The following is a 23,792-nucleotide window of genomic DNA, read 5'->3' as shown; positions in this document are numbered from 1 at the left end:
ATAGAAAAATTTGGAATTTTGATATGAATCGGGAATGCACGAATCAGTATTAATCCCTAAGGAGCAGAGAACGCAACCCTGCGGCTTTGTTTTCTATCTCCTGCCACTCCTGCTCCGGGTCAGACCCGCTGACAATTCCGGCTCCGGCGTACAGCCGCAGGGCCTCATCCTGGACACGTGCAGAGCGCAACGCCACGCAGAACTCGCTTTGTTCGGGTGATAAATACCCGGCCGACCCGGCGTACCACTCGCGGTTAAAGGGTTCTACATTCTCGATAAACGCTCGCGCAGGTTGACGCGGCAACCCGGCAACGGCCGCCGTAGGCTGCAGAATATGCAAACACTGCTCATCACTGGCCTGTTTCAGCTCGGTCCAGATACAGCGGCGCAAATGTTGCACTTTGCGCAGGCGCACAACCTGAGCAGGCAACACATCAAGCGTCTGGGTAAAGTGCTGAAGGCGCTGACAGATATCTTCCACTACCAACATATTTTCGCGTTGGTTTTTATCATCATTCAGCAGCCATTCGCCCAGATGCTGGGCTTGTTTATCATCAACATGACTGGCGACCGTACCCGCCAGCGCTTCGGTACGAAGCAATTTTCCCCGCCGCCGCCAGAGACGCTCGGGCGTTGAGCCGAGAAACGCATTGCTGGCGTCGAAAACCATGCAGAAATGATAGCAATTTAAATTCAGGGCGCGGCTGGCGGCCATCAGTGCGACAGGGTTAACGCGCTGTTTAAACTGCAGATCAGTTGCCCTGGCGAGAACTACCTTTTCAAATTCACCGCGCGCGATAGTCTCTGTTGCCTTGCGGATAAGCTCCAGCCATTCCTGCTTTTGCGGATGATGGGTTTCGCGCTCAACCTGCACAGACAGCGGGCGGATAAGTCTGGCGGCATGGAGTTGCTGCAGAAAATCCAACGCGATGCGGGCATCGTTCTGAAGAGAGACATCGCTCCACAGTTGCAGGCGCAACGTGGCATTTCCGGCGGAACGTCGCCAGAGCAGACGAGGTAAAAAGAGACAGCCCTGCTCCGGGTTAAACGCATTCAGGCCGCAAATACGGGTATCATTTGCCGCATTCTGCTCACGCAAAAACTGCGAGGCTAACGCCAGCGAAGAGAATTGGGTGACAGCCCCCAGAGCAGCCAGTTCCTCATCACCATTACGCTGTTGCCAGTAAAACTGGGGATAGCACTGCTGCGCGCCAAGCCAGGCAAGCGGATCGAAAGCGTCGTTTAACGGGAAAGTGACGTCGAAATGACGTAAACCGGGTGTTGCGGGTAACGCTTGCGTAAGCTGACTACGCAGATGCTCCAGCGCGAGGAAAATCGAATTCACGCGAACCTCTCCCTGTTGAAACCTCATATTATACGGGGTACTGGTTATAAATAGCAGTACCCACGTATAGGGAGTGGTTAAGCGTTAAACATAAAATTAACGCCGAGCCAGCAGCAACCCAAACACTAACCCGACAGCTGCGCCCACACCAATGCCTCTCCACGGTTTTTCGTGAACGTAGTCATCGGCACGATAAACCGCCTTTTTGGCGCGGTAGTAGTACGTGTCGGACGCATGGCTGACGCGGTTTTTAACGTCATTTAGCGCCTGTTCTGCACGTTCTTTCAGCTCAATATATTTCTGATCGGCAGGGTCGCCCGACGAACGTAATACTTCTTCCAGCGTTTCTCTCAATAACGTCAGGTCGTCATCGATACGGGTATCCCAGGATTGAAATGACATATTTTTCTCCATGTTAGTACACCAGTCCGCTAACTATAGCCAACGACGCCTCATTACGCCTGCTTCACCTCCCGCGCCATGCCAATGTGCGGAATACCGTCTTCGTCATATACGTCAGTGACCGGCGTGAAGCCAAAATAGCCGTAGAAAGATTGCAGGTGCGCCTGCGCGCCCAGGTATAACGCCTTGTCCGGCCACTGTTTCTGGCACGCCTCCAGCGTTTTTTCCATCAGCTGATAGCCCAGTTTTTCACCGCGCGCGTTACCACTTATGATGACGCGACCAATCACCACAGGCTCGAAATCGTCTTCGCTTTTCAGAATCCTCGCATACGCCACCAGTTCATTATTACGCCAGCCGAGGATGTGGCGGTTTTCTCCTACCAGGTCATCACCATCAATATCCTGATACGGGCAGGTCTGTTCTACCACAAACACTTCGCAACGCAGTTTGAGCAGTGCATACAGTGAATTAACGGTGAGCTCGCTATGGTGTAAATCTTGCCACTGGATCATGTCAGTCTCCTTCCTGGGGTTCATCACGTTATACTAAACCCCTCCCCGTTCGGCAAAGGGCTGATTGCGTTATGGAACTGATTTTTCTGGGTACGTCCGCTGGCGTACCAACTCGCTCACGAAATGTGACCGCGATTCTGCTGGATCTTAAACACCCAACCCGGGGTGGGCTATGGCTGTTTGACTGCGGTGAAGGGACACAGCATCAGCTGTTACATACTGCTTATCACCCAGGCAAGCTGGATAAAATTTTTATCACTCATCTGCATGGTGACCATCTGTTTGGCCTGCCTGGTCTGCTGTGCAGCCGTTCAATGGCCGGGAACGCTAACCCGCTGACGATTTACGGGCCAGCGGGTATCCATGAGTTTGTTGAAACCACGCTACGCCTCAGTGGGTCCTGGACTGATTATCCGCTGGAGGTCGTTGAGATCACAGGCGGGCTGGTTTTCGATGATGAGGATTATGTCGTCACCGCTCACCCTCTTAACCACCCGGTAGAGTGCTATGGTTACCGCATTGAAGCGCATGACAAACCCGGTGCACTGGATGCCGCCGCGTTAATTGCCGCGGGGGTAAAGGCCGGGCCGCTGTTCCAGCGTCTGAAGCAGGGAGAGACGGTCACGCTGGAGGATGGGCGTGTGATTAACGGTCAGGATTATCTCGCGGCACCCCAGCCCGGCAAAAAACTGGCGATTTTTGGCGACACCGCCCCGTGCCCGACAGCATTGAGACTGGCTCAGGGCGTGGATGTCATGGTACATGAAGCAACGCTTGAAACGGCCATGGAAGAGAAAGCCAACAGCCGCGGGCATAGCTCAACGCGTCAGGCGGCACAACTTGCCCGTGACGCGGGCGTCGGGAAACTGATCGTTACCCATGTCAGCTCGCGTTACGATGCTCGGGGATGTGAAGGCCTGCTGGCAGAGTGCCGCGCAGTGTTCGCGAAATGTGAGCTGGCAGAAGATTTCACTCAAGTCAGCGTTTAGTCCTTCATTTTTCCCTCAGGATGCCGATAACGATTAAAAGGTCAGCATTTCTCTCGAGGGTAGAATGGATAATTTCCAGAAAGATATTGATGACAGGGCGAATCTGACCCTGTCGAACCGTTTTGAACTGTTGTTATTCCGGCTGGGCACGTCTCTGAACGAAAACAAATCAGAGCTTTTTGGCATTAACGTTTTCAAGTTGCGTGAAATTGTGCCGATGCCAGAGTTCACGAAACCCGCCGGGATGAAATCACCGCTGATGGGTATGGTAAATATTCGCGATCAGGTGATTCCGGTGATTGACCTGGCCGCCGTAGCGGGTTGTAAACCGACAACGGGGCTCAACATCCTGCTGATCACAGAATATGCCCGCAGCGTGCAGGCGTTTGCCGTGGAATCCGTTGAGAACATCATGCGCCTCGACTGGAAACAGGTACACGCGGCGGAAACCGCCGTCAGCGGACGTTACATCACCAGTATCGCCTGTCTGGACGAGAAGACTGATACCAACGAACTGGCGATGGTACTTGATGTTGAGCAGATTCTGTATGACATCACCCCAGCTAACCACGATCTGCACGCCACTAATCTGCAAACCACAAAATTCCATATCAAGCCGGGTGCTGTCGCAATTGTCGCGGAAGATTCCAAAGTCGCACGCTCCATGCTGGAAAAAGGTTTGCAGGCGATGGAGATCCCGGCGCAGCTACATATCACCGGTAAAGATGCGTGGGAAAAAATTGGCGTTCTCGCTGCTCAGGCGCAGGCAGAAGGGGTCCCGATCACTGATAAAATTGCCCTGGTGCTGACCGACCTCGAAATGCCAGAGATGGACGGTTTTACGCTGACGCGCAAAATCAAAACCGACCCGGTACTGAAAGATATTCCGGTGGTGATCCACTCGTCACTTTCTGGTAACGCCAACGAAGATCATATTCGTAAAGTGAAAGCTGACGGGTATGTGGCGAAATTTGAACTGAACGAGCTGTCGTCGGTGATTGAGGAAGTGCTGGATCGTTCGATGAAGAAGATTGATGGGCCATTGATTAGCCGGAAGCAGTTGGCTTAAGCATGGTGCGGGCTGGTGCCCTCACCCCAGCCCTCTCCCACGGGGAGAGGGAGAAACCATAAAAAAACCCGCCGAGGCGGGTTTTTTGTTTTTACATCAGTGGCATCGCATGCTGCACGATATCAATCAGCGGCTGCGGATAGATACCGAAGATCAGCACCAGCAGCGCGGAGATGAGTACCACAATACCACCGGCACTGTACTGCCAGTTGGTTGGGGCATCACGGTTGAGTTGCTGAGGTGCACTCAGATACAGACTCACCGCCACACGCAGGTAGTAATACAGACCGATTGCAGAGCCGATAACCACACCCGCAGTCAGCCACCACAGGTGCGCCTGCACACCGACGGCCAGCACGTAGAACTTACCGATAAAGCCCAGTGTCATCGGGATACCCGCCAGAGAGAGCATCATCACTGTCATCACGGCAGAGAGAATCGGACGGTGCCAGAACAGACCACGGTAGGAGAACAGTGAATCCGCATCCGGGCCACGGTATGGGCTGGACATCAGGCTCACCACACCGAACGCGCCGAGGCTGCTGAACAGGTAACCTGCCAGATACACGCCCACGGTTTCCATCGACATCTCACCGCTCTGCAGCGCAATCAGTGCCACCAGCAGGTAACCCAGATGGGAGATAGACGAGTAGCCCAGCAGACGTTTGATATTGGTCTGGCTCAGTGCCATCAGGTTACCGAAGATGATGGATACGAACGCGATAATGCCGAGCACAACGCGAACCGCTTCACTATCACCCACCGGTGCATACAGGAACAGACGCATGACCACACCGAAGATAGCGATTTTACTCGCTGTCGCCAGGAAGGTGGAAACCGGTGCCGGAGCACCCTGGTATACGTCTGGCGTCCACAGGTGGAACGGAACCAGAGACAGTTTGAAGCCGAGGCCCACAATCATCATGCCCAGACCCGCCAGCAGCAGCGGCTCATGCAGCATGCCGTCGCCGAGGCTCTTACCGAGCGCAACGAAGGAGAGGTTACCAGACTGTGCATACAGCAGCGCGATACCGAACAGCAGGAAGGACGATGCAGCAGCAGACAGAATGGTGTACTTGATACTCGCTTCCAGTGAGCGCTTCTGGCGGAAGGCATAACCAATCAGACCGAACAGCGGCAGAGAGATCAGCTCAATACCGAGGAACAACGCGGCCAGGTGGTTCGCATTCGCCAGCAGAATACCGCCCAGTGCGGCAATCAGTACCAGCAGGTAAAACTCTTCTTTGTTGTCGTTGTAGCCTTCAAGCCACGGATACGCAAAGGTACAGGTTGCCAGGCTCGCCAGCAGAACCAGACCCGTGTACAGCATGGCATAGCCGTCAACGCGCATCAGCGGGGTGACATCCATCGCGCCCGCCTGGCCAACAAACCAGAGGGAAACCAACGCAGCGTTCAGACCCAGAACGGACAGGGTCGCATTCAGGAAGTGATTGCGTCGCCACGCAATGGAGAGCATCACAACCACCACCGTCAATCCGACGATCAGCAGCGGTAGCAGCGCGATCAGTTGTTGTGGAGTTATTGTCATGGCGAATTACGGCCTTGTAGTAGAAGCAGAATTAACAAACCACTGCTGGATATTGCCCATCGCGGAGTGCGAGGTATCCAGAATCGGCTGCGGATAGAAGCCCAACAGCACCAGCAGTACGACCAGCAGCAGGATGATGAACAGCTCACGCAGCGACATCCCCGGCAGTTCTTGTGCAGCAATTTCGCTCTTCGCTTTACCGAAGTAGGCACGGTGCAGCATCGCCAGCGAGTAAACGGAAGCGAACACCAGACCGAAAGTCGAAACCACGGTAATGACCGGAACCACTTTGAAGCTGCCGAACAGAATCATAAATTCGCCGACGAAGTTACCGGTGCCAGGCATACCCAGAGTAGCCACCGCGAAGAACATGGACAGCGCTGGCAGCCATTTAATTTTGCTCCACAGACCGCCCATCATACGCATATCGCGAGTGTGCAGACGTTCGTACAGCTGACCACACAGGATGAAGAGGCCGGCTGCGGACAGACCGTGCGCAATCATCTGGATCACCGCACCCTGGTATGCGAGCTGGCTGCCAGTGTAGATAGCAATCAGAACGAAGCCCATGTGGGAAACGGAGGTGTAAGCAATCAGACGCTTAATGTCGTACTGCGTGAAGGCCATCCAGGCACCGTAGAAGATACCGATCACACCCAGCCACATGGCAATTGGCGCGAACTCAGCGGACGCATTCGGGAACAGCGGCAGCGCGAAACGCAGCAGACCGTAGGCTGCGGTTTTCAGCAAGATGCCCGCCAGGTCAACGGAACCCGCCGTTGGTGCCTGGGAGTGCGCGTCTGGCAGCCAGCCGTGCAGCGGAACCACAGGCATTTTTACCGCGAAGGCGATGAAGAAGCCCAGCATCAGCAGGTATTCAACGCCGTGAGACATTGGCGTCTTCAGCAGGTCTTCATAGTTGAACGTCCAGACCCCGGTCGCATCGTGGTGAACAAACACCAGCGCCAGAATGGCAATCAACATCACCAGACCACTCGCCTGGGTATAGATGAAGAACTTGGTTGCCGCCGTGATACGCGTTTTACCGTCGGACGCCTTGTGGCCCCACAGCGCGATCAGGAAGTACATCGGCACCAGCATCATCTCCCAGAAGAAGAAGAACAGGAACATGTCGATGGCAAGGAACACGCCGATAACGCCGCCCAGGATCCACATCAGGTTCAGGTGGAAGAAGCCCTGGTATTTTTCAATTTCTCGCCAGGAGCAAAGTACCGCCAGAACGCCGAGCAGACCGGTCAGCACCACCATCAGCAGCGACAAACCGTCGATGGCCAGGTGGATCGTAATGCCGAAACGTGGGATCCACGGCAGGATAAACTCAGACTGCCACTGCGGAATACCCGCAGACTGGGTCAGAGAGTAGCCACCCTGCAACCACAGTTGCAGACCAAGCGCGAGCGTCAATCCCATGGTGATCAGCGCGATCCAGCGCGGCATCTTCACGCCAAAGCGTTCAGTCTGCCAGCACAGGAAGCCGCCGATGAAGGGAATTAATATTAGCCAGGGTAGTAACATGGCGATTTACATTCCTTTTAAAGGCCCCCAGCAGGGGCCTGATTTTCAACGAATTCGAATAAAATTCACTTAACGATCAACGCAACACCATCAGCAGCGCCAGCACGACAACCGCACCGATGCTCATGGACGCCACATACCAGCGCAGGTAACCGTTCTCGCTGAACAGCAGGCCTTTACCTGCAAAGCGGGAAAGGATCGCCGGGATATTCATCATGCTGTTCAGTGGATCGCGTTTCACCAGCCACGCAACACCCAGGAACGGTTTGACGAAAATCATATCGTACAGCCAGTCGAAGCCCCATGCGTTGTACCACCAGGTGCCCAGCAGACGGCCAGGCGCACTGTTGGCAACAGACGTCACCAGCGTACGTTTACCCAGCCACAGCCATGCAGCGATCAGGATGCCCGCGATAGCGACCACACCGGAGGTGATTTCAAGCGTCAGAACGCGACCGTGCTCAAGCTCGGTGGTGTCCGGCAGTACGCCCTGCAGCGGTGGCACAATCATTGCGCCAACGAAGGTGGAGAGTACCAGCAGCACAATCAGCGGCAGGTGATGGGTAATCCCCTTCCCTGCGTGAGCGTGAATTTGTTCTTTACCGTGGAATACGATGAAAATCATACGGAAGGTATACAGGGAGGTCATGAACGCACCGACCAGACCTGCAACCATCAGATTGATATGACCATTCGCCATGGCACCCGCAAGGATTTCGTCCTTACTGAAGAAGCCCGCGGTGATCAGCGGCAGTGCCGCCAGCGCCGCGCCGCCCACCAGGAAGCAAACATATACCAGCGGGATGGACTTACGCAGTCCGCCCATCTTGAAGATGTTCTGCTCGTGGTGGCAGGCCAGGATCACGGAACCGGATGAGAGGAACAGCAGCGCTTTAAAGAACGCGTGCGTCATCAGGTGGAAAATGGCTGCGTCCCACGCCTGAACACCCAGCGCCAGGAACATGTAACCAATCTGGCTCATGGTGGAGTACGCGAGAACGCGTTTGATGTCGGTCTGCACCAGCGCGGCAAAGCCTGCCAGCACCAGCGTAACCGCACCGACGATACCCACCAGATGCAGAATTTCCGGGGTCATCAGGAACAGGCCGTGGGTACGTGCAATCAGGTAAACACCAGCGGTAACCATGGTCGCAGCGTGGATCAGCGCGGAGACAGGGGTTGGACCCGCCATCGCGTCGGCCAGCCATGTTTGCAACGGCAGCTGTGCGGATTTACCTACAGCACCACCCAGCAGCATCAGCGTTGCCCACCACAGCATGTTGTTGCCTGCAGCGAAGTGCGCCGGCGCCAGTTCCACCATTTCGCGGAAGTTCAGCGTGCCCAATTCGTTGTAAAGAATGAACAGCGCGAAAGCGAGGAACACGTCACCCACACGGGTCACGATGAACGCTTTCATCGCCGCTGCGCCATTCTTCGGATCGGTGTAGTAGAAACCGATCAGCAGGTAAGAACACAGACCCACACCTTCCCAGCCCAGATACATCAGCAGCAGGTTATCGGCCAGCACCAGAACCACCATGCTGGCGATAAACAGGTTGGTGTAGGCGAAGAAGCGGGAGTAACCCTCTTCACCGCGCATATACCAGGAGGCGAACATGTGGATCAGGAAGCCCACACCGGTCACCACGGAGAGCATGGTCAGCGAGAGACCATCCAGCACCAGGTTGAAACCGATGTTGAAATCACCGACCGACATCCAGGTCCACAGCGGTACGCTGAAAGGCTGACGTCCGTTATTGAAGAAGTCGATACCCGCGTACGCCGTCACCAGCGCAGCCAGACCGATAGAGCCAATGCCTACGGTCGCAGACAGATTCTCAGACCAGCGGCCACGAGAAAACGCCAGCAGCACGAAGCCAATCAGCGGAAAAATAATGGTTAAGGCAAGCATGTTCATCCACGCAACTCACTTACTGAATCGATGTTCAGGTTCTGGCGGCGACGATGGAGCTGCAGTAACAGCGCCAGGCCAATACTCGCTTCGGCAGCCGCGAGGCTGATGGCGAGAATGTACATCACCTGACCATCGGTCTGGCCCCAGTAGCTTCCGGCGACCACGAAGGCCAGCGCGGAGGCGTTAATCATGATTTCCAGGCCGATCAGCATAAACAGCAGATTGCGGCGGATAACCAGACCGGTCAGACCCAGAACGAATAAAATCGCAGCGAGGATCAGTCCATGTGTTAAGGGGATCATGCGCGCTCCTCCGTTTTTCTTTTCGCGCGGTCGTCAGTGCGGTTGCTCAGCACCTCGCCAGCACGCTCTTCGCGGCCAACGTGGAAGGCAACAACCAGACCAGCCAGCAGCAGCATCGACGCCAGTTCCACCGCCAGAACGTATGGGCCAAAGAGTGTAATGCCGACCTCTTTCGCGCTGATCGGCGTGCCGTCGATGCCCTGATCGTTAACACCCAGAATGGCGTAAACAATCACCACCAGCATGATGGCCGACAAAATTGCCGGGCCAATCCACACCTGCGGTTTTAACCACTGACGTTCCTGCTCAATTTCAGAGCCGCCCAGGTTCAGCATCATCACCACGAACACGAACAGAACCATAATGGCCCCGGCGTAGACGATGATTTCCAGTGCACCGGCGAAGTGCGCGCCCAATGCAAAGAACACCCCGGAAATGGCCAGCAGCGAAATGATTAAGTACAGCAGCGCATGCACCGGGTTGGTGTGCGTGATCACTCGCAGCGTAGCCAGGATGGCGATAAGGCCACAGATATAAAAAGCGAATTCCATTGCCCTCTCCTTACGGTAACAGGCTCTTGACGTCGATAGGCTTAGCTTCGTTCTCTGCTTCGCCCTTATCTTTGCCGTCGATTGCCATACCCGCCATCCGGTAGAAGTTATATTCCGGGTATTTGCCCGGACCGGAAATCAGCAGATCCTCTTTCTCGTACACCAGATCCTGACGTTTGTACTCACCCAGTTCGAAGTCTGGAGTCAGCTGAATCGCCGTGGTTGGGCACGCTTCTTCACACAGACCACAGAAGATGCAGCGTGAGAAGTTGATGCGGAAGAACTCAGGATACCAGCGGCCATCTACCGTCTCTGCTTTTTGCAGAGAGATACAGCCTACCGGACACGCTACCGCACACAGGTTACAGGCAACGCAGCGCTCGGAACCGTCCGGATCGCGCGTCAGCACGATACGACCACGGTAGCGCGGCGGCAGATATACCGGTTCTTCCGGGTACATCCGGGTTTCGCGTTTCGCAAACGCGTGCAGGCCGATCATCCAGATACTGCGTACCTGGGTACCGAAGCCTACCAGTAATTCTTTTAAGGTCATGGTCTATAGCCCCTTATGGCTGCTGCCAGAGAATGACAGCCGCCGTTACCAACAAGTTGACGAGCGTCAGCGGCAGGCACACTTTCCAGCCGAAGGACATTACCTGGTCATAACGCGGACGAGGTAACGCTGCGCGAATCAAAATGAACATCATCATGAAGAACGCGGTTTTCAGCGCGAACCAGATGAACGGCGGTAAGAACGGGCCATGCCAGCCACCAAAGAACAGCGTTACCATCAACGCGGAAATGGTGACAATACCGATGTACTCGCCCACGAAGAACAGACCGAATTTCATACCGGAATATTCAATGTGGTAACCGTCGGCCAGTTCCTGTTCGGCTTCTGGCTGGTCAAACGGGTGACGGTGACACACCGCCACGCCCGCGATAGCAAAGGTAATAAAACCAAAGAACTGCGGGATAACGTTCCAGATGTCAGCCTGGTTGTTGACGATGTCGGTCATATTAAATGAACCGGCCTGCGCCACCACGCCCATCAGGGAGAGACCCAGGAACACTTCGTAGCTCAGCGTTTGCGCGGAAGCACGCATCGCACCCAGCAGCGAGTATTTGTTGTTACTGGACCAGCCTGCGAACAGGACCGCGTAAACCGCGAGCCCTGCCATCATCAGGAAGAACAGAATGCCGATGTTCAGGTCAGCCACAACCCAGGTTGGGCTGACAGGAACGATGGCAAACGCCAGCAGCAGCGAGGTGAAGGCGATCATCGGTGCCAGAGTAAAGATCACGCGGTCGGAGAAGCGCGGGATCCAGTCCTCTTTAAAGAACATCTTGATCATATCCGCAACCAGCTGGAGTGAACCACCCCAGCCCACGCGGTTCGGTCCGTAACGGTTCTGGAACAGACCGAGCAGACGACGTTCACCAAAGCTCATGAACGCGCCGCAGGTGACAACCACCAGCAGGATGACAATCGCTTTCAGAATGCTCAGCAGGATGTCGATAAGATCCGGCGTTAACCAACTCATGCTTTTGCCTCCTGCAGATTATCAAGACGCGCACCCGCCAGTACCGGCGCAATCCCAGACATACCCATTGGCAGACCCACCTGCCCTGCTGTCAGGCCTTCAGAGATAATCAGCGGCAGGCTGATTGTCTGACCGTCGTAGCTAAAGGCGATGTTCGCGCCAGCATTAACGCCAAGCTTCGCGGCATCCGCCGGGTTGAGCTTGATGTATGGCTGCGGCATACGTTGCTGGAATACCGGAGAGCGCTGGGACAGCTCGTCGCTACCAAACAGATGGTAGTACGGCGCGATACGCCAGTTCCCTTCCTGAGCCTGGAAGCTCGCCGGAACAGTCGTGAAGAAGTCCAGACCAGTTTCGGAGGCTTCGATCAGACGCACACCAGGGTCGCCGTGACGCAGAGAACCGCCCACTTCCGCCTGGAACTTGTTCCATGCCTGCGGGGAGTTCCAGCCTGGTGCCCAGGCGAATGGGATCTGCGAACGCGGTGCAGACGGCTGGTTGTTCCCTTCCATTGAGAAGGCGAACATCGTGTCTTTATCCTGAGGCTGACGCGGTTCGTGCACGCTGATGTTGGCACGCATTGCGGTACGGCCACTGTAACGGTGCGGTTCACGCGCCAGTTTCTGGCCACGAATGCGGAAGCTCGCTTCAGGGGCAGCATCTTTAATGCCTGCCAGCTGAGGAAGTTTTTCAACAACCGCGTCGATAACGTGGTCGAGTTGCGTCCAGTCCACTTCACGGCTCTGCACGGTGCTATGCAGGGAGTGCAGCCAGCGCCAGCTTTCCAGCATCACAGTGCTGCTGTCGTAGTACGCCGGATCGTAAACCTGGAAGAAACGCTGTGCGCGGCCTTCATTGTTGATAACAGTACCGTCGCTTTCTGCGAAGCTTGCCGCAGAGAGGACCAGGTGCGCTTTATCCATAATCGCCGTACGCTGATGGTCAATAACCATCACCAGCGGCGCTTTGGAGAGCGCGGCGTCAACGCGTGCGGCAGAAGCATGGCGATGCAGGTCGTTTTCCAGCACCACAACGGCGTCAGCGGCACCGGATTCCAGTTCGCCCAATGCAGCTTCCAGCGAACCGCCGCCAATCATCCCCAGACCAATGCTGTTTACCGCACGGGCAATCATGGTCACGCCAACGTCAGCACCGCGGCCTTTCAGGGCTTTGGCAACGTTCGCTGCCGCCTGAATGATCTCCGCGCTTCCGGCGTTAGTACCAGAAATAATCAGAGGTTTCTTCGCACCCGCCAGCGCCTGAACAATCACGTCGACCTTGTTTTGCAGGTCGCGATCCAGTTCAACGGCTGGAGAGTTGTTGTCCAGAGCGTGTGCAATCGCGAAGCCAAGACGGGCCTGATCTTCAACCGGGGCGCAGTAAGTCCACGCCGCGATATCATCCAGACGGGTGTTGTCGACGTTAGTCACAAACAGAGGATGTTTCGCGCGCTGACCGATGTTCAGGATTGCAGCAATCTGCCAGTCAGCCACTTTCTGTGCTGCTGCCATTTCACGTGCTTTCCCTTTCACCGCCTGGCGAACCGCCAGAGCCGCACGAGCGCCGGTCTGAGTCAAATCTTCACCCAGCACCAGAACTGCATCATAAGATTCGATTTCGCGCAGCGCAGGGGTATGAATACCACCTTCACGCAGCACTTTCAGGACCAGTTGCAGACGTTCCTGCTCGCCCTGGGCGATACCGGTGTAGAAGTTTTCCGCCCCAACCAGTTCACGCAGCGCGAAGTTGCTTTCGATGCTGGCGCGCGGGGAACCGATACCGATCACTTTCTTCGACTGGCGCAGAATATCTGCCGCACCCTGCATCGCCTGTTCAGCATTCAGGGTGATGAAGTCGTCGCCACGGCGCTGAACCGGCTGACGCGGACGGTCTTTCAGGTTCACATAGCCATAGCCGAAACGACCGCGGTCGCACAGGAAGTAGTGGTTAACGGTACCGTTATAACGGTTTTCGATACGACGCAGTTCGCCGTAGCGTTCACCCGGGCTGGTGTTACAGCCGAGAGAACACTGCTGGCAGATGCTTGGTGCAAACTGCATGTCCCATTTACGGTTGTAGCGCTCGGAGTGCGTTTTATCGGTGAATACGCCGGTCGGGCAGATTTCTACCAGGTTACCGGAGAATTCGCTTTCAAGCGTACCGTCTTCCGGACGACCGAAGTAAACGTTGTCATGCGCGCCATATACGCCCAGATCCTGGCCGTCTGCGTAGTCTTTGTAGTAACGCACGCAGCGGTAGCAGGCAATGCAGCGGTTCATTTCGTGAGAGATGAACGGCCCCAGGTCCTGGTTACGGTGGGTACGCTTGGTAAAGCGATAGCGACGGAAACTGTGACCGGTCATTACGGTCATATCCTGAAGGTGGCAGTTACCGCCCTCTTCACAGACCGGACAGTCGTGCGGGTGGTTGGTCATCAACCATTCCACAACGCTTTCGCGGAACTGTTTGGCTTCTTCGTCATCAATCGAAATAAAGGTGCCTTCGGTGGCTGGCGTCATACAGGACATCACCAGGCGACCACGCGTGTCTTCCGCGTTTTGATATTGCTTCACCGCACACTGGCGGCAAGCACCGACGCTGCCCAGCGCCGGATGCCAGCAAAAGTACGGAATATCAAGGCCGAGCGACAGACAAGCTTCCAGCAGGTTGTCCGCCCCGTTGACCTCATATTCTTTGCCGTCTACATGAATCGTAGCCATTAGCATGCTTCCAGTTGGCTCGGTCGAAACCGAGCGTTAATCAAAATTCTGTCTTTACCAGCGCGCTTTCAGCAGGTTCGGCTGAATCCCATTGATGGCATGGGTATTGCTGAACGGCTGCTTGATGCCTGCTTCGAATTCGTCGCGGAAATATTTAATCGCGCTCTGCAGTGGCTCGACGGCACCCGGTGCGTGGGCACAGAAGGTTTTGCCTGGGCCTAAGAATCGACACAGTTGCTCAAGTGTCTCGATATCACCCGGCTGGCCTTCGCCACGCTCGATAGCACGCAGGATCTTCACGCTCCACGGCAGACCATCACGGCACGGTGTACACCAGCCGCAGGACTCACGGGCGAAGAACTCTTCCAGGTTACGTACCAGCGATACCATGCCGATCTCGTGGTCGACTGCCATCGCCAGCGCCGTACCCAGACGGCTGCCTGCTTTACCAATGCTTTCGAATTCCATTGGCAGATCAAGGTGGGCCTCAGTCAGGAAGTCTGTCCCTGCCCCACCCGGCTGCCAGGCTTTGAATTTCAGGCCATCACGCATCCCGCCGGCATAGTCTTCAAGAATTTCGCGCGCGGTCGTACCGAACGGCAGTTCCCAGACGCCTGGGTTCTTAACGCGACCGGAGAAGCCCATCAGCTTGGTACCGGCATCTTTGCTTGAAGAGATGCCCTGATACCACTCCACACCATTGGCGAGGATAGCCGGAACGTTACACAGGGTTTCGACGTTGTTTACGCAGGTCGGTTTACCCCATACACCGGAGCTTGCCGGGAACGGTGGCTTGGAACGCGGGTTCGCACGACGACCTTCCAGGGAGTTAATCAGCGCGGTTTCTTCACCGCAGATATAACGCCCGGCACCGGTGTGCACGAACAGTTCGAAGTCAAAACCGGTGCCCAGAATATTTTTACCGAGCAGACCCGCTTCGGTGGCTTCGGCAATCGCGCGACGCAGGTTTTCTGCCGCTTCGATGTACTCACCACGCAGGAAGATGTAACCACGGTATGCTTTCAGCGCGAACGCAGAGATCAACATACCTTCCACCAGCAGGTGCGGCAGTTGTTCCATCAACAGACGGTCTTTATAGGTACCCGGCTCCATTTCATCGGCGTTACACAGCAGATAACGGATGTTCATGGATTCGTCTTTTGGCATCAGGCTCCACTTCAGACCCGTGGAGAAACCTGCACCACCGCGCCCCTTCAGGCCGGAATCTTTTACCGCGTTAACGATATCGTCCGGTGCCATGCCACCCAGGGCTTTACGCGCACCGGCATAGCCGTTTTTGCTCTGATATTCGTCGAGCCATACCGGCTGTTTATCATCACGCAGACGCCAGGTCAGCGGATGGGTCTCAGCAGTACGAATTACCGTTTTCATTTGTACTGCTCCAGCAGGTCAGGAATGGCTTCCGGCGTCAGATGGCTGTGAGTGTCCTCATCAATCATCATGGTCGGCCCCTTGTCGCAGTTACCCAGGCAGCAGGTTGGCAGCAGAGTAAAGCGACCATCGAACGTGGTCTGGCCAGGCTTGATATTGAGCTTCTTCTCAATCGCAGCCTGAATGCCCTGGTAGCCGGTAATGTGACAAACAACACTGTCACAGTAGCGGATCACGTGGCGGCCAACCGGCTGGCGGAAGATCTGGCTGTAGAACGTGGCTACACCTTCTACGTCACTGGCCGGAATACCCAGCACTTTTGCGATCTCATAGATCGCCCCATCCGGCACCCAGCCACGCTGTTTCTGTACGATTTTCAGCGCTTCAATGGACGCCGCACGCGGGTCTTCGTAGTGGTGCATCTCGTGCTCAATGGCGGCACGCTCTGCTTCACTCAGCTCAAAAGCCTCGGTCTGTGGTTGTTGATTTTCGTGCATAATTAGCGGTCCACATCTGACATAACAAAATCGATACTACCCAGATACACAATCAGGTCGGAGACCAGACTGCCGCGGATGGCGGACGGGATCTGCTGCAGATGCGCAAAACTCGGCGTACGCACGCGGGTACGGTAGCTCATGGTGCTGCCGTCACTGGTCAGGTAGTAACTGTTAATACCCTTGGTCGCTTCAATCATCTGGAAGGATTCTTGTGCCGGCATGACCGGGCCCCAGGAAACCTGCAGGAAGTGGGTGATCAGGGTTTCGATATGTTGCAGCGTGCGCTCTTTCGGTGGCGGCGTCGTCAGCGGGTGATCCGCTTTGAACGGGCCTTCCGGCATGTTGTTGAGGCACTGCTCAAGAATGCGCAGACTCTGGCGCAACTCTTCCACTTTCAGCATCACGCGGGTATAGCAGTCGGAAACACCGCCGCCAACCGGGACTTCAAAGTCGAAGTTCTCGTAGCCAGAGTAAGGACGGGCTTTACGCACGTCGAAATCAATACCGGTCGCACGCAGACCTGCACCTGTGGTACCCCACTCCAGCGCCTCTTTCGCACCGTAGGCAGCAACGCCCTGGGAACGGCCTTTCAGAATGGTGTTACGCAGTGCGGCTTTCTCGTAAGAGGCCAGTCGTTTTGGCATCCAGTCGAGGAATTCACGCAGCAGACGGTCCCAGCCGCGCGGCAGATCGTGTGCCACACCGCCAATACGGAACCAGGCCGGGTGCATACGGAAACCGGTAATTGCTTCAACCAGATCGTAGATTTTCTGACGGTCGGTAAAAGCGAAGAAGACCGGGGTCATCGCACCCACGTCCTGAATGAACGTAGAGATGTACAGCAGGTGGCTGTTGATACGGAACAGCTCGGACAGCATAACGCGGATCACGTTAACGCGATCCGGCGTAACGATACCCGCCAGTTTCTCAACGGCCAGCACGTATGGCATTTCGTTTACGCAGCCGCCGAGATATTCGATACGGTCGGTATACGGAATGTAACTGTGCCAGGACTGACGCTCACCCATCTTCTCAGCACCACGGTGGTGGTAGCCGATATCCGGGACGCAGTCGACAATCTCTTCGCCGTCGAGCTGAAGAATAATACGGAATGCACCGTGCGCAGACGGGTGGTTTGGACCGAGGTTAAGGAACATGAAGTCCTCGTTGTCGGTACCGCGCTTCATGCCCCAGTCTTCCGGCTTGAAGGTCAGCGCTTCCATCTCCAGATCCTGCTTGGCTTTGGTCAGCTCAAACGGGTCGAATTCTGTTGCACGTGCCGGGTAGTCTTTACGCAGCGGGTGGCCTGTCCAGGTCTGCGGCATCATGATACGCGTCAGATGCGGGTGGCCGTCGAAGGTCATGCCGAACATTTCCCAGGTTTCACGCTCATACCAGTTCGCGTTCGGGAAAAGTTTGGTGATCGTCGGCAGATGCATGTCGTTTTCAGACAATGCCACCTTGAGCATGATATCCGTATTGCGGTCTATTGAGATCAGGTGGTAGAAAACGGAAAAATCCGCAGCAGGGAGGCCCTGGCGGTGAGTACGCAGACGTTCATCCATGCCGTGTAAGTCAAACAGCATGACATACGGTTTTGGCAATTTCTTGAGGAAATCGACAACTTCCAGTAATTGTTCACGCTTCACCCAAACAACGGGTACCCCGGTGCGGGTCGCCTGAACAGTAAAGGCATCCGGCCCAAAACGGTTGCGCAGTTCGCCAATGACTGGGTCATCCAGATGATCCCGGGTCTGCCAGGCGGCTTCTTGCGCGGTTAAGTCGGTCATATTGTTCACCATTGCAAATGGTCCGTGGTGACTGTTAAGCCTGGCTTCGCGCTATTTGAGTAGTGATATGCGAAGGTGTTCTCCAGGCCCACAGGCGCAAATTAAATTTCGTCAGGCGTACGCAGATTGGTGACGGCAATACGTTCACCACGTTTACGCTCGCGCTCAGACTGCATGTTCGCGCGATACACACCCTGATCGCCAACAACCCACGACAGTGGGCGACGTTCTTTACCGATAGACTCCTGCAGCAGCATCAGCGCCTGCATGTAAGCTTCCGGACGAGGCGGGCAACCTGGGATGTATACATCCACTGGAATAAACTTATCTACGCCCTGCACGACGGAATAGATGTCGTACATACCGCCAGAGTTTGCACATGCGCCCATGGAGATAACCCATTTTGGCTCCAGCATCTGGTCATAAAGACGCTGAATAACAGGTGCCATCTTGGTAAAGCACGTACCGGCCACCACCATCAGGTCAGCCTGACGTGGGGAAGCACGCAGTACCTCTGCCCCAAAACGCGCAACGTCATGCACCGCAGTGAATGACGTCACCATTTCAACGTAGCAGCAAGAAAGGCCAAAGTTGTATGGCCAGATGGAGTTCTTACGACCCCAGTTGACCATATCGTGCATGGCATGCTCGAGTTTGCCCATGTACACGCTTTTATTGACTTCTTGCTCCAGGGGGTCGGTTACGATCTCCTGTTTTTGCAGGGGGTAACGGTCATTCTCACCGTTAGGATCTATGCGGGTGAGCGTATAATCCATCTTATTGCCTCGCTGTTACTGCTGACGATTAGAGATACTGTTTTCCGGGTTGATGTGTTCACGACGTGAACGCGCAGGCGTCCAGTCAAGCGCGCCAATACGCACCAGATAAACCAGACCGGCCAGTAGCACTAAAATGAAAATTGCGGCCTCGACAAAGCCCACCCAACCACTTTCGCGGATGGACGTTGACCATGCGAAAAGGTAAAGCGCTTCCACGTCAAAGATGACGAAGAACATGGCTACCAGATAGAACTTGGCAGACAGGCGTAAGCGAGCGGAACCTACGGAATCAATACCTGATTCGAAAGGTGTGTTTTTGTGCCTTGCACGGGCGCGACCGCCCAGGAACCAGCCGCCGACTAACATCAGGCAGCACAGGCCAATGGCTACAATAAGAAAGATTGCGAATGCCCAGTGATGAGCGATGACTTCTGTGGATGTTGACATACTCATTGCTTACTCATCAAAAGTGATACCTACGACACTGCTCTTGCTGGCAGATGGGCATCACATCGATTCATGGGGAGGAACAAATAACCTTACACTAACTGTCAGAAATGAGACGGAGACAGCAAAATGATGGGGTTTTTTACTCCTTTCTATAACCTATTGTCAACTTTAACAAAGGTTTCTTCACATTAAATTACATCGAGCGATTCTCATTAACATTTGGTGCCCTTTAACCCTGGTGGGTGCATGACTTTCCGTCAAATGTATGTTGTTGAATCGTGTCCGTTTCGGAAGTAAAAAAAATAACCCTCCTATTTTGACAGGATTTGCCAGCGATTCCTCCCCCCAAATAGGAGTATTTTCTTGATCTGCGACACGCTTTTGTTAATTCAACCAAGAAAACGGCAACATATTTCCTGTTTTTTTAACATGCGAGGGATAGGGGTGACGTGAGAACAGAAAACGGACAAGTTTTAAGCAAAACAACTTATCCTATTGATAAACAAAAAATATTTATTTAATCCATGTCGCGTAAGTGGATATTATTGCCAAAAAAAAGCCACTGCATGCAAAAATCACATGAGTGGCCTTTTTTTACACTTACATTTTGTTACCAGAATTTTGAGCTATTGATCACTCAAAATCGCCTTCCATGATCAGGGAATCATCCCCCCCTTCGGAGGTAACGTGCTCGAACTGCCACGGGTTATGGTAGTTTTCCATTGCCTCAAACACCACTTTCGCCAGCTCGTTATGGCTGGACGAGTTGTGGCAGAGCAGATATTCCGTATCGGGTAGCATCGGAAGACCATCAGACTTGCCCAACACACGCAGGTCAGGGCTCATCATCTCTACCGGGCGTGCCGTTACGCCTAGCCCTGCTTTCACAGCAGCGCGAACCGCTGGCAACGTGGAAGCCACATACGCTAAACGCCACGGAATATTGGCTTCATTTAACGCCGTCAGCACCATATCGCGGAAAGGACTCGGGTCATCCAGTAAAACCAGTGGAACAGGCTCCCCTTTTTGCAGCACATATTCTGCTGCGCAATACCAGTGCGTTGGCGATGTACGCAACGTCAGGCAATCAAACTGCCCGGGACGATGCGTGGTGACCACCAGGTCGACCTTTTTCTCATCTAACATCTCAACCATAAAGGCATTGCGTTTTACGCTCACATCCAGCGCAAGCTTCGGATAAACCGAGCTAATACGGTTGAGCAGGAACGGCAATATCGTATCTGCTGACTCATCAGATGCACCTAACGTTAGCACCCCCTGGAGGTTGCTAAACATTAATGACATACATGCTTCATCATTAAAGCGAAGAATTTTCCTGGCATAACCCAGAAGCTGAATACCGTGTTCCGTTAAGAGTTTATTACGCCCGTGACGGGCAAAAAGCTCTTTACCAACCAGTTGCTCCAGCCGCTGCATTTGCTGGCTAACGGCGGACTGGGTTCGGCAAACGGCGGCAGCAGCAGCTGCAAAAGTGTTGAGATCAGCGACCGCAACAAACGTTCTCAGCAGATCGAGGTCGAGATTCATTATCGGACGATTTGCATTTATCATATCTATTCACTTTCAGGTTGCTCGTGCGGAGCTGCCCGGGTTGAAGCTGTGTGTAACAGTTAAGCAATTCCTTCTGAAGGTTTTCCCTCGCATCCCGGCCCGGCAGACTGCCTGACAGATAGTTATTGTGCTGCTTTATATCAACAGTCAGAAAGCACGTTTCATGACGTTATTTTTATTCTCTTAAACGTTCAGGATAATTAGATGTTCGCAGGTTTATGTAAATTACATTAAAGGTACAACACCTTTTCTGCCATCTATATCGCAGCGCTGTCAACGTAGCGGGAAATGTTCGACACATTCCAGCCAGAGATAACTCCAACAATAACAATCAATTAATTCAGATAAGCAGTTCCAGATAAACAAAACATATGCCTCTGTCATCTGCTTTCCTGAAAGACATCTTAACCCAAATCCACTTTATTTATAAGTCTTATTGCAATATTGCGGATTAAAACGGGTTGTTAAGCTTCTAAACTGATTTTATTAATATTAACTAAAGTTGCATTTTGTTCGTTAATAATAAATAAATTTTAATTTAGATTAAGGTCTTTCATTAATAATGCTTAACATTAATTTCACATGAGTAACTTTTAGCCACATCATGCTATTACGGTAAAATGTAGCAAGCATTCAGGTTTTACGAAAAGTCACGCAGCGTGACTTACCCATGGTACTGCTCGCCACTTATTTTCACCAGCACAATATACAGTATTTTTTCAAATTAACAGTACAATCAACCTAAGCATGTGCTATGTGCATAACTTTAAGACAGTAAAGCTGCGCATTAATAGCGAAATAGATTCACCAGACTTTTGCTCTCTTCACAAAATCTTCTACTGCACACCCTTCAAAACGAAGCGAGGGGGGAGTACATTATTCCGTGCTGACTTCCACGGCAGGGAGTGGCAATAATAGCGAAAAGGTTAAAGGTTCATGTCCCCTATCGAAAAATCCAGCAAGCTAGATAACGTCTGTTATGACATCCGCGGCCCGGTTCTGAAAGAGGCAAAACGCCTTGAAGAAGAAGGCAATAAGGTTCTGAAACTCAACATTGGTAACCCTGCGCCATTTGGTTTTGAAGCGCCGGATGAAATTCTGGTTGATGTGATCCGTAACCTGCCCACCGCACAAGGCTATTGCGACTCAAAAGGACTTTACTCCGCGCGTAAAGCCATCATGCAGCACTACCAGGCACGCGGTATGCGCGATGTTACCGTTGAAGATATCTACATCGGCAACGGTGTCTCTGAACTGATCGTGCAGGCGATGCAGGCGCTGCTGAACAGTGGCGACGAGATGCTGGTACCTGCGCCGGATTATCCGTTGTGGACGGCGGCCGTATCTCTGTCCAGTGGGAAAGCGGTGCACTATTTGTGCGACGAGTCTTCTAACTGGTTCCCTGATCTCGATGATATTCGCGAGAAAATTACCCCTCGTACGCGTGGCATCGTGATTATTAACCCGAACAACCCAACGGGTGCGGTTTATTCCAAAGAACTTCTGATGGAGATCGTCGAACTCGCCCGTCAGCACAACCTAATCATCTTTGCCGACGAAATTTACGACAAGATCCTGTATGACGCGGCGCAGCACCACTCTATCGCCGCGCTAGCCCCGGACCTGCTGACCGTTACCTTTAACGGTCTGTCTAAAACCTACCGTGTGGCGGGTTTCCGTCAGGGCTGGATGGTATTGAACGGCCCGAAAAAGCACGCGAAAGGCTATATTGAAGGGCTGGAGATGCTGGCCTCGATGCGTTTATGTGCCAACGTACCAGCGCAACACGCGATCCAGACGGCGCTCGGTGGCTATCAGAGCATTAGTGAGTTTATTGTCCCTGGCGGTCGTCTGTACGAACAGCGTAACCGTGCATGGGAACTGATCAACGACATCCCTGGTGTCTCCTGTGTGAAGCCAAACGGGGCACTCTACATGTTCCCGAAGATCGACGCGAAGCGCTTCAATATTCATGACGACCAGAAAATGGTGCTTGATTTCCTGTTACAGGAAAAAGTGCTGCTGGTTCAGGGAACGGCATTTAACTGGCCGTGGCCAGATCATGTCCGTATCGTTACGCTGCCGCGCGAAGATGATCTCGAAATGGCCATCAGCAGATTCGGGCGATTCCTTTCCGGCTATCATCAGTAATCTTAAAAATCAGGCTACTTCGGTAGCCTGATTTGCATCTTCCCTCCCCTCCCCGCACAATGAAGTCTGTCGCAGTGAAGACAAAAGGTACCTTATGAGTCAGAGTCATTTCTTTGCCCATCTCTCCCGCCTGAAACTCATCAACCGCTGGCCGCTGATGCGCAACGTGCGCACTGAGAATGTATCGGAGCACAGTTTGCAGGTTGCCATGGTTGCTCATGCGCTGGCCGCCATTAAAAACCGCAAATTTAACGGCCAGGTCAACGCGGAGCGCATTGCCCTGCTGGCGATGTACCATGACGCGTCTGAAGTGCTGACCGGCGATCTGCCTACGCCTGTGAAATATTTCAACTCACAGATTGCGCAGGAATATAAGGCCATCGAGAAAATTGCCCAGCAGAAGCTGATAGATATGGTGCCGGAGGAGTTACGCGATATCTTTGAGCCGCTGATCGATGAGCACCAGTACACGGAAGATGAAAAGTCTCTGGTCAAACAGGCCGACGCACTCTGCGCCTATCTGAAGTGTCTGGAAGAGCTGTCTGCGGGGAATAACGAATTTTTACTGGCGAAAACGCGTCTGGAGAAAACGCTGGAATCACGCCGCAGCGAAGAGATGGATTATTTTATGCAGGTGTTCGTGCCAAGCTTCCATTTATCGCTGGACGAGATTAGTCAGGATTCGCCGTTGTAATTTTTGCCGGGTAAGGCGAAGCCGCCA

General features: G+C 53.8%; 21 protein-coding genes. 4 read left to right on the top strand and 17 right to left on the bottom strand.

Annotated features, from left to right (window positions below; genetic code table 11):
* Positions 1-49 precede the first annotated feature (49 nt).
* The 3 genes from menF to HED65_RS04865 all read right to left on the bottom strand — a co-directional run bounded on the left by menF (position 50) and on the right by HED65_RS04865 (position 2,262).
* A complete protein-coding gene (gene menF, locus HED65_RS04875) occupies positions 50-1,345 on the bottom strand; it encodes an isochorismate synthase MenF (RefSeq protein WP_114977652.1) in 1,296 nt (431 codons plus the stop codon).
* A gap of 96 nt (positions 1,346-1,441) precedes the next feature.
* Positions 1,442-1,747, bottom strand: coding sequence for a stress response protein ElaB (gene elaB, locus HED65_RS04870; RefSeq protein WP_028016253.1), 306 nt, complete (start codon positions 1,745-1,747; stop codon positions 1,442-1,444).
* 53 nt (positions 1,748-1,800) lie between these two features.
* A complete protein-coding gene (locus tag HED65_RS04865) occupies positions 1,801-2,262 on the bottom strand; it encodes a GNAT family N-acetyltransferase (protein WP_114977651.1) in 462 nt (153 codons plus the stop codon).
* 71 nt (positions 2,263-2,333) lie between these two features.
* Here HED65_RS04865 and rnz point away from each other — a divergent pair, with 71 nt between their 5' ends.
* Positions 2,334-3,251: a ribonuclease Z gene (rnz, locus tag HED65_RS04860; RefSeq protein WP_114977650.1), complete on the top strand. Its 918-nt coding sequence runs from the start codon at positions 2,334-2,336 to the stop codon at positions 3,249-3,251.
* A 64-nt stretch (positions 3,252-3,315) separates the two neighbouring features.
* Positions 3,316-4,320, top strand: coding sequence for a chemotaxis protein (locus HED65_RS04855; protein WP_108090827.1), 1,005 nt, complete (start codon positions 3,316-3,318; stop codon positions 4,318-4,320).
* A gap of 91 nt (positions 4,321-4,411) precedes the next feature.
* On the opposite strand, the gene nuoN is transcribed toward HED65_RS04855, so the two are convergent.
* From nuoN to lrhA, 14 genes are all read right to left on the bottom strand, one after another.
* Positions 4,412-5,869, bottom strand: coding sequence for an NADH-quinone oxidoreductase subunit NuoN (gene nuoN, locus HED65_RS04850; protein ID WP_114977649.1), 1,458 nt, complete (start codon positions 5,867-5,869; stop codon positions 4,412-4,414).
* Positions 5,870-5,875: 6 nt separating this feature from the next.
* On the bottom strand, positions 5,876-7,405 hold the full coding sequence (gene nuoM, locus HED65_RS04845; protein WP_028016248.1) for an NADH-quinone oxidoreductase subunit M: 1,530 nt from the start codon (positions 7,403-7,405) through the stop codon (positions 5,876-5,878).
* A 76-nt stretch (positions 7,406-7,481) separates the two neighbouring features.
* Positions 7,482-9,323: an NADH-quinone oxidoreductase subunit L gene (nuoL, locus tag HED65_RS04840; protein WP_028016247.1), complete on the bottom strand. Its 1,842-nt coding sequence runs from the start codon at positions 9,321-9,323 to the stop codon at positions 7,482-7,484.
* Positions 9,320-9,622 carry an NADH-quinone oxidoreductase subunit NuoK gene (gene nuoK / locus HED65_RS04835; protein WP_003861496.1) on the bottom strand — a complete coding sequence of 101 codons (303 nt, stop codon included), beginning with the start codon at positions 9,620-9,622 and terminating at the stop codon, positions 9,320-9,322. The genes nuoL and nuoK overlap by 4 nt, the downstream gene beginning before the upstream one ends.
* On the bottom strand, positions 9,619-10,173 hold the full coding sequence (gene nuoJ / locus HED65_RS04830) for an NADH-quinone oxidoreductase subunit J (protein ID WP_047346614.1): 555 nt from the start codon (positions 10,171-10,173) through the stop codon (positions 9,619-9,621). Before nuoJ ends, nuoK begins: the two co-directional genes overlap by 4 nt.
* 10 nt (positions 10,174-10,183) lie before the next feature.
* Positions 10,184-10,726, bottom strand: coding sequence for an NADH-quinone oxidoreductase subunit NuoI (gene nuoI, locus HED65_RS04825; RefSeq protein WP_003861491.1), 543 nt, complete (start codon positions 10,724-10,726; stop codon positions 10,184-10,186).
* A 13-nt stretch (positions 10,727-10,739) separates the two neighbouring features.
* Complete coding sequence (gene nuoH / locus HED65_RS04820; RefSeq protein ID WP_008500211.1) at positions 10,740-11,717, bottom strand: NADH-quinone oxidoreductase subunit NuoH; 978 nt, start codon at positions 11,715-11,717, stop codon at positions 10,740-10,742.
* Positions 11,714-14,437 (bottom strand): NADH-quinone oxidoreductase subunit NuoG, encoded by a 2,724-nt coding sequence (gene nuoG, locus HED65_RS04815; RefSeq protein WP_147279782.1) that lies wholly within the window; start codon positions 14,435-14,437, stop codon positions 11,714-11,716. Before nuoG ends, nuoH begins: the two co-directional genes overlap by 4 nt.
* Before the next feature lie 54 nt (positions 14,438-14,491).
* Entirely contained in the window at positions 14,492-15,829 is a 1,338-nt protein-coding gene (nuoF, locus tag HED65_RS04810; RefSeq protein WP_023312536.1) for an NADH-quinone oxidoreductase subunit NuoF, read from the bottom strand.
* Complete coding sequence (gene nuoE, locus HED65_RS04805; protein WP_006176513.1) at positions 15,826-16,326, bottom strand: NADH-quinone oxidoreductase subunit NuoE; 501 nt, start codon at positions 16,324-16,326, stop codon at positions 15,826-15,828. Before nuoE ends, nuoF begins: the two co-directional genes overlap by 4 nt.
* A 2-nt stretch (positions 16,327-16,328) precedes the next feature.
* Positions 16,329-18,131: an NADH-quinone oxidoreductase subunit C/D gene (gene nuoC, locus HED65_RS04800; protein WP_023312537.1), complete on the bottom strand. Its 1,803-nt coding sequence runs from the start codon at positions 18,129-18,131 to the stop codon at positions 16,329-16,331.
* A gap of 89 nt (positions 18,132-18,220) precedes the next feature.
* Complete coding sequence (nuoB, locus tag HED65_RS04795; RefSeq protein WP_003861482.1) at positions 18,221-18,895, bottom strand: NADH-quinone oxidoreductase subunit NuoB; 675 nt, start codon at positions 18,893-18,895, stop codon at positions 18,221-18,223.
* A 15-nt stretch (positions 18,896-18,910) separates the two neighbouring features.
* On the bottom strand, positions 18,911-19,351 hold the full coding sequence (nuoA, locus tag HED65_RS04790; protein WP_014171000.1) for an NADH-quinone oxidoreductase subunit NuoA: 441 nt from the start codon (positions 19,349-19,351) through the stop codon (positions 18,911-18,913).
* Positions 19,352-19,981: 630 nt separating this feature from the next.
* Positions 19,982-20,920, bottom strand: coding sequence for a transcriptional regulator LrhA (lrhA, locus tag HED65_RS04785; RefSeq protein ID WP_114977647.1), 939 nt, complete (start codon positions 20,918-20,920; stop codon positions 19,982-19,984).
* Between the two features lie 936 nt (positions 20,921-21,856).
* On the opposite strand from lrhA, the gene alaA reads away from it, so the two are divergent.
* Positions 21,857-23,071: an alanine transaminase AlaA gene (gene alaA / locus HED65_RS04780; RefSeq protein WP_114977646.1), complete on the top strand. Its 1,215-nt coding sequence runs from the start codon at positions 21,857-21,859 to the stop codon at positions 23,069-23,071.
* 94 nt (positions 23,072-23,165) lie between these two features.
* Positions 23,166-23,765: a 5'-deoxynucleotidase gene (yfbR, locus tag HED65_RS04775; protein WP_028016242.1), complete on the top strand. Its 600-nt coding sequence runs from the start codon at positions 23,166-23,168 to the stop codon at positions 23,763-23,765.
* Positions 23,766-23,792 lie beyond the last annotated feature (27 nt).

Source organism: Pantoea sp. LS15 (assembly GCF_012241585.1).
In the GTDB taxonomy this organism is placed as follows: Bacteria; Pseudomonadota; Gammaproteobacteria; order Enterobacterales; family Enterobacteriaceae; genus Enterobacter.
Note: the sequence above shows the minus strand (reverse complement) of the source record. Positions and strands in the feature narration are given on the sequence as shown.

Excerpts from the sequence above, each read along its gene's own strand:
- nuoJ (WP_047346614.1), bottom strand. The coding sequence starts at position 10,173 with ATGGAATTCGCTTTTTATATCTGTGGCCTTATCGCCATCCTGGCTACG.
- nuoE (WP_006176513.1), bottom strand. The coding sequence starts at position 16,326 with ATGCACGAAAATCAACAACCACAGACCGAGGCTTTTGAGCTGAGTGAA.
- nuoI (WP_003861491.1), bottom strand. The coding sequence starts at position 10,726 with ATGACCTTAAAAGAATTACTGGTAGGCTTCGGTACCCAGGTACGCAGT.
- lrhA (WP_114977647.1), bottom strand. The coding sequence starts at position 20,920 with ATGATAAATGCAAATCGTCCGATAATGAATCTCGACCTCGATCTGCTG.
- HED65_RS04855 (WP_108090827.1), top strand. The coding sequence starts at position 3,316 with ATGGATAATTTCCAGAAAGATATTGATGACAGGGCGAATCTGACCCTG.
- nuoG (WP_147279782.1), bottom strand. The coding sequence starts at position 14,437 with ATGGCTACGATTCATGTAGACGGCAAAGAATATGAGGTCAACGGGGCG.
- nuoA (WP_014171000.1), bottom strand. The coding sequence starts at position 19,351 with ATGAGTATGTCAACATCCACAGAAGTCATCGCTCATCACTGGGCATTC.
- nuoF (WP_023312536.1), bottom strand. The coding sequence starts at position 15,829 with ATGAAAACGGTAATTCGTACTGCTGAGACCCATCCGCTGACCTGGCGT.
- nuoH (WP_008500211.1), bottom strand. The coding sequence starts at position 11,717 with ATGAGTTGGTTAACGCCGGATCTTATCGACATCCTGCTGAGCATTCTG.
- yfbR (WP_028016242.1), top strand. The coding sequence starts at position 23,166 with ATGAGTCAGAGTCATTTCTTTGCCCATCTCTCCCGCCTGAAACTCATC.
- nuoK (WP_003861496.1), bottom strand. The coding sequence starts at position 9,622 with ATGATCCCCTTAACACATGGACTGATCCTCGCTGCGATTTTATTCGTT.
- nuoB (WP_003861482.1), bottom strand. The coding sequence starts at position 18,895 with ATGGATTATACGCTCACCCGCATAGATCCTAACGGTGAGAATGACCGT.
- nuoL (WP_028016247.1), bottom strand. The coding sequence starts at position 9,323 with ATGAACATGCTTGCCTTAACCATTATTTTTCCGCTGATTGGCTTCGTG.
- elaB (WP_028016253.1), bottom strand. The coding sequence starts at position 1,747 with ATGTCATTTCAATCCTGGGATACCCGTATCGATGACGACCTGACGTTA.
- nuoN (WP_114977649.1), bottom strand. The coding sequence starts at position 5,869 with ATGACAATAACTCCACAACAACTGATCGCGCTGCTACCGCTGCTGATC.
- alaA (WP_114977646.1), top strand. The coding sequence starts at position 21,857 with ATGTCCCCTATCGAAAAATCCAGCAAGCTAGATAACGTCTGTTATGAC.
- rnz (WP_114977650.1), top strand. The coding sequence starts at position 2,334 with ATGGAACTGATTTTTCTGGGTACGTCCGCTGGCGTACCAACTCGCTCA.
- HED65_RS04865 (WP_114977651.1), bottom strand. The coding sequence starts at position 2,262 with ATGATCCAGTGGCAAGATTTACACCATAGCGAGCTCACCGTTAATTCA.
- nuoC (WP_023312537.1), bottom strand. The coding sequence starts at position 18,131 with ATGGTGAACAATATGACCGACTTAACCGCGCAAGAAGCCGCCTGGCAG.
- nuoM (WP_028016248.1), bottom strand. The coding sequence starts at position 7,405 with ATGTTACTACCCTGGCTAATATTAATTCCCTTCATCGGCGGCTTCCTG.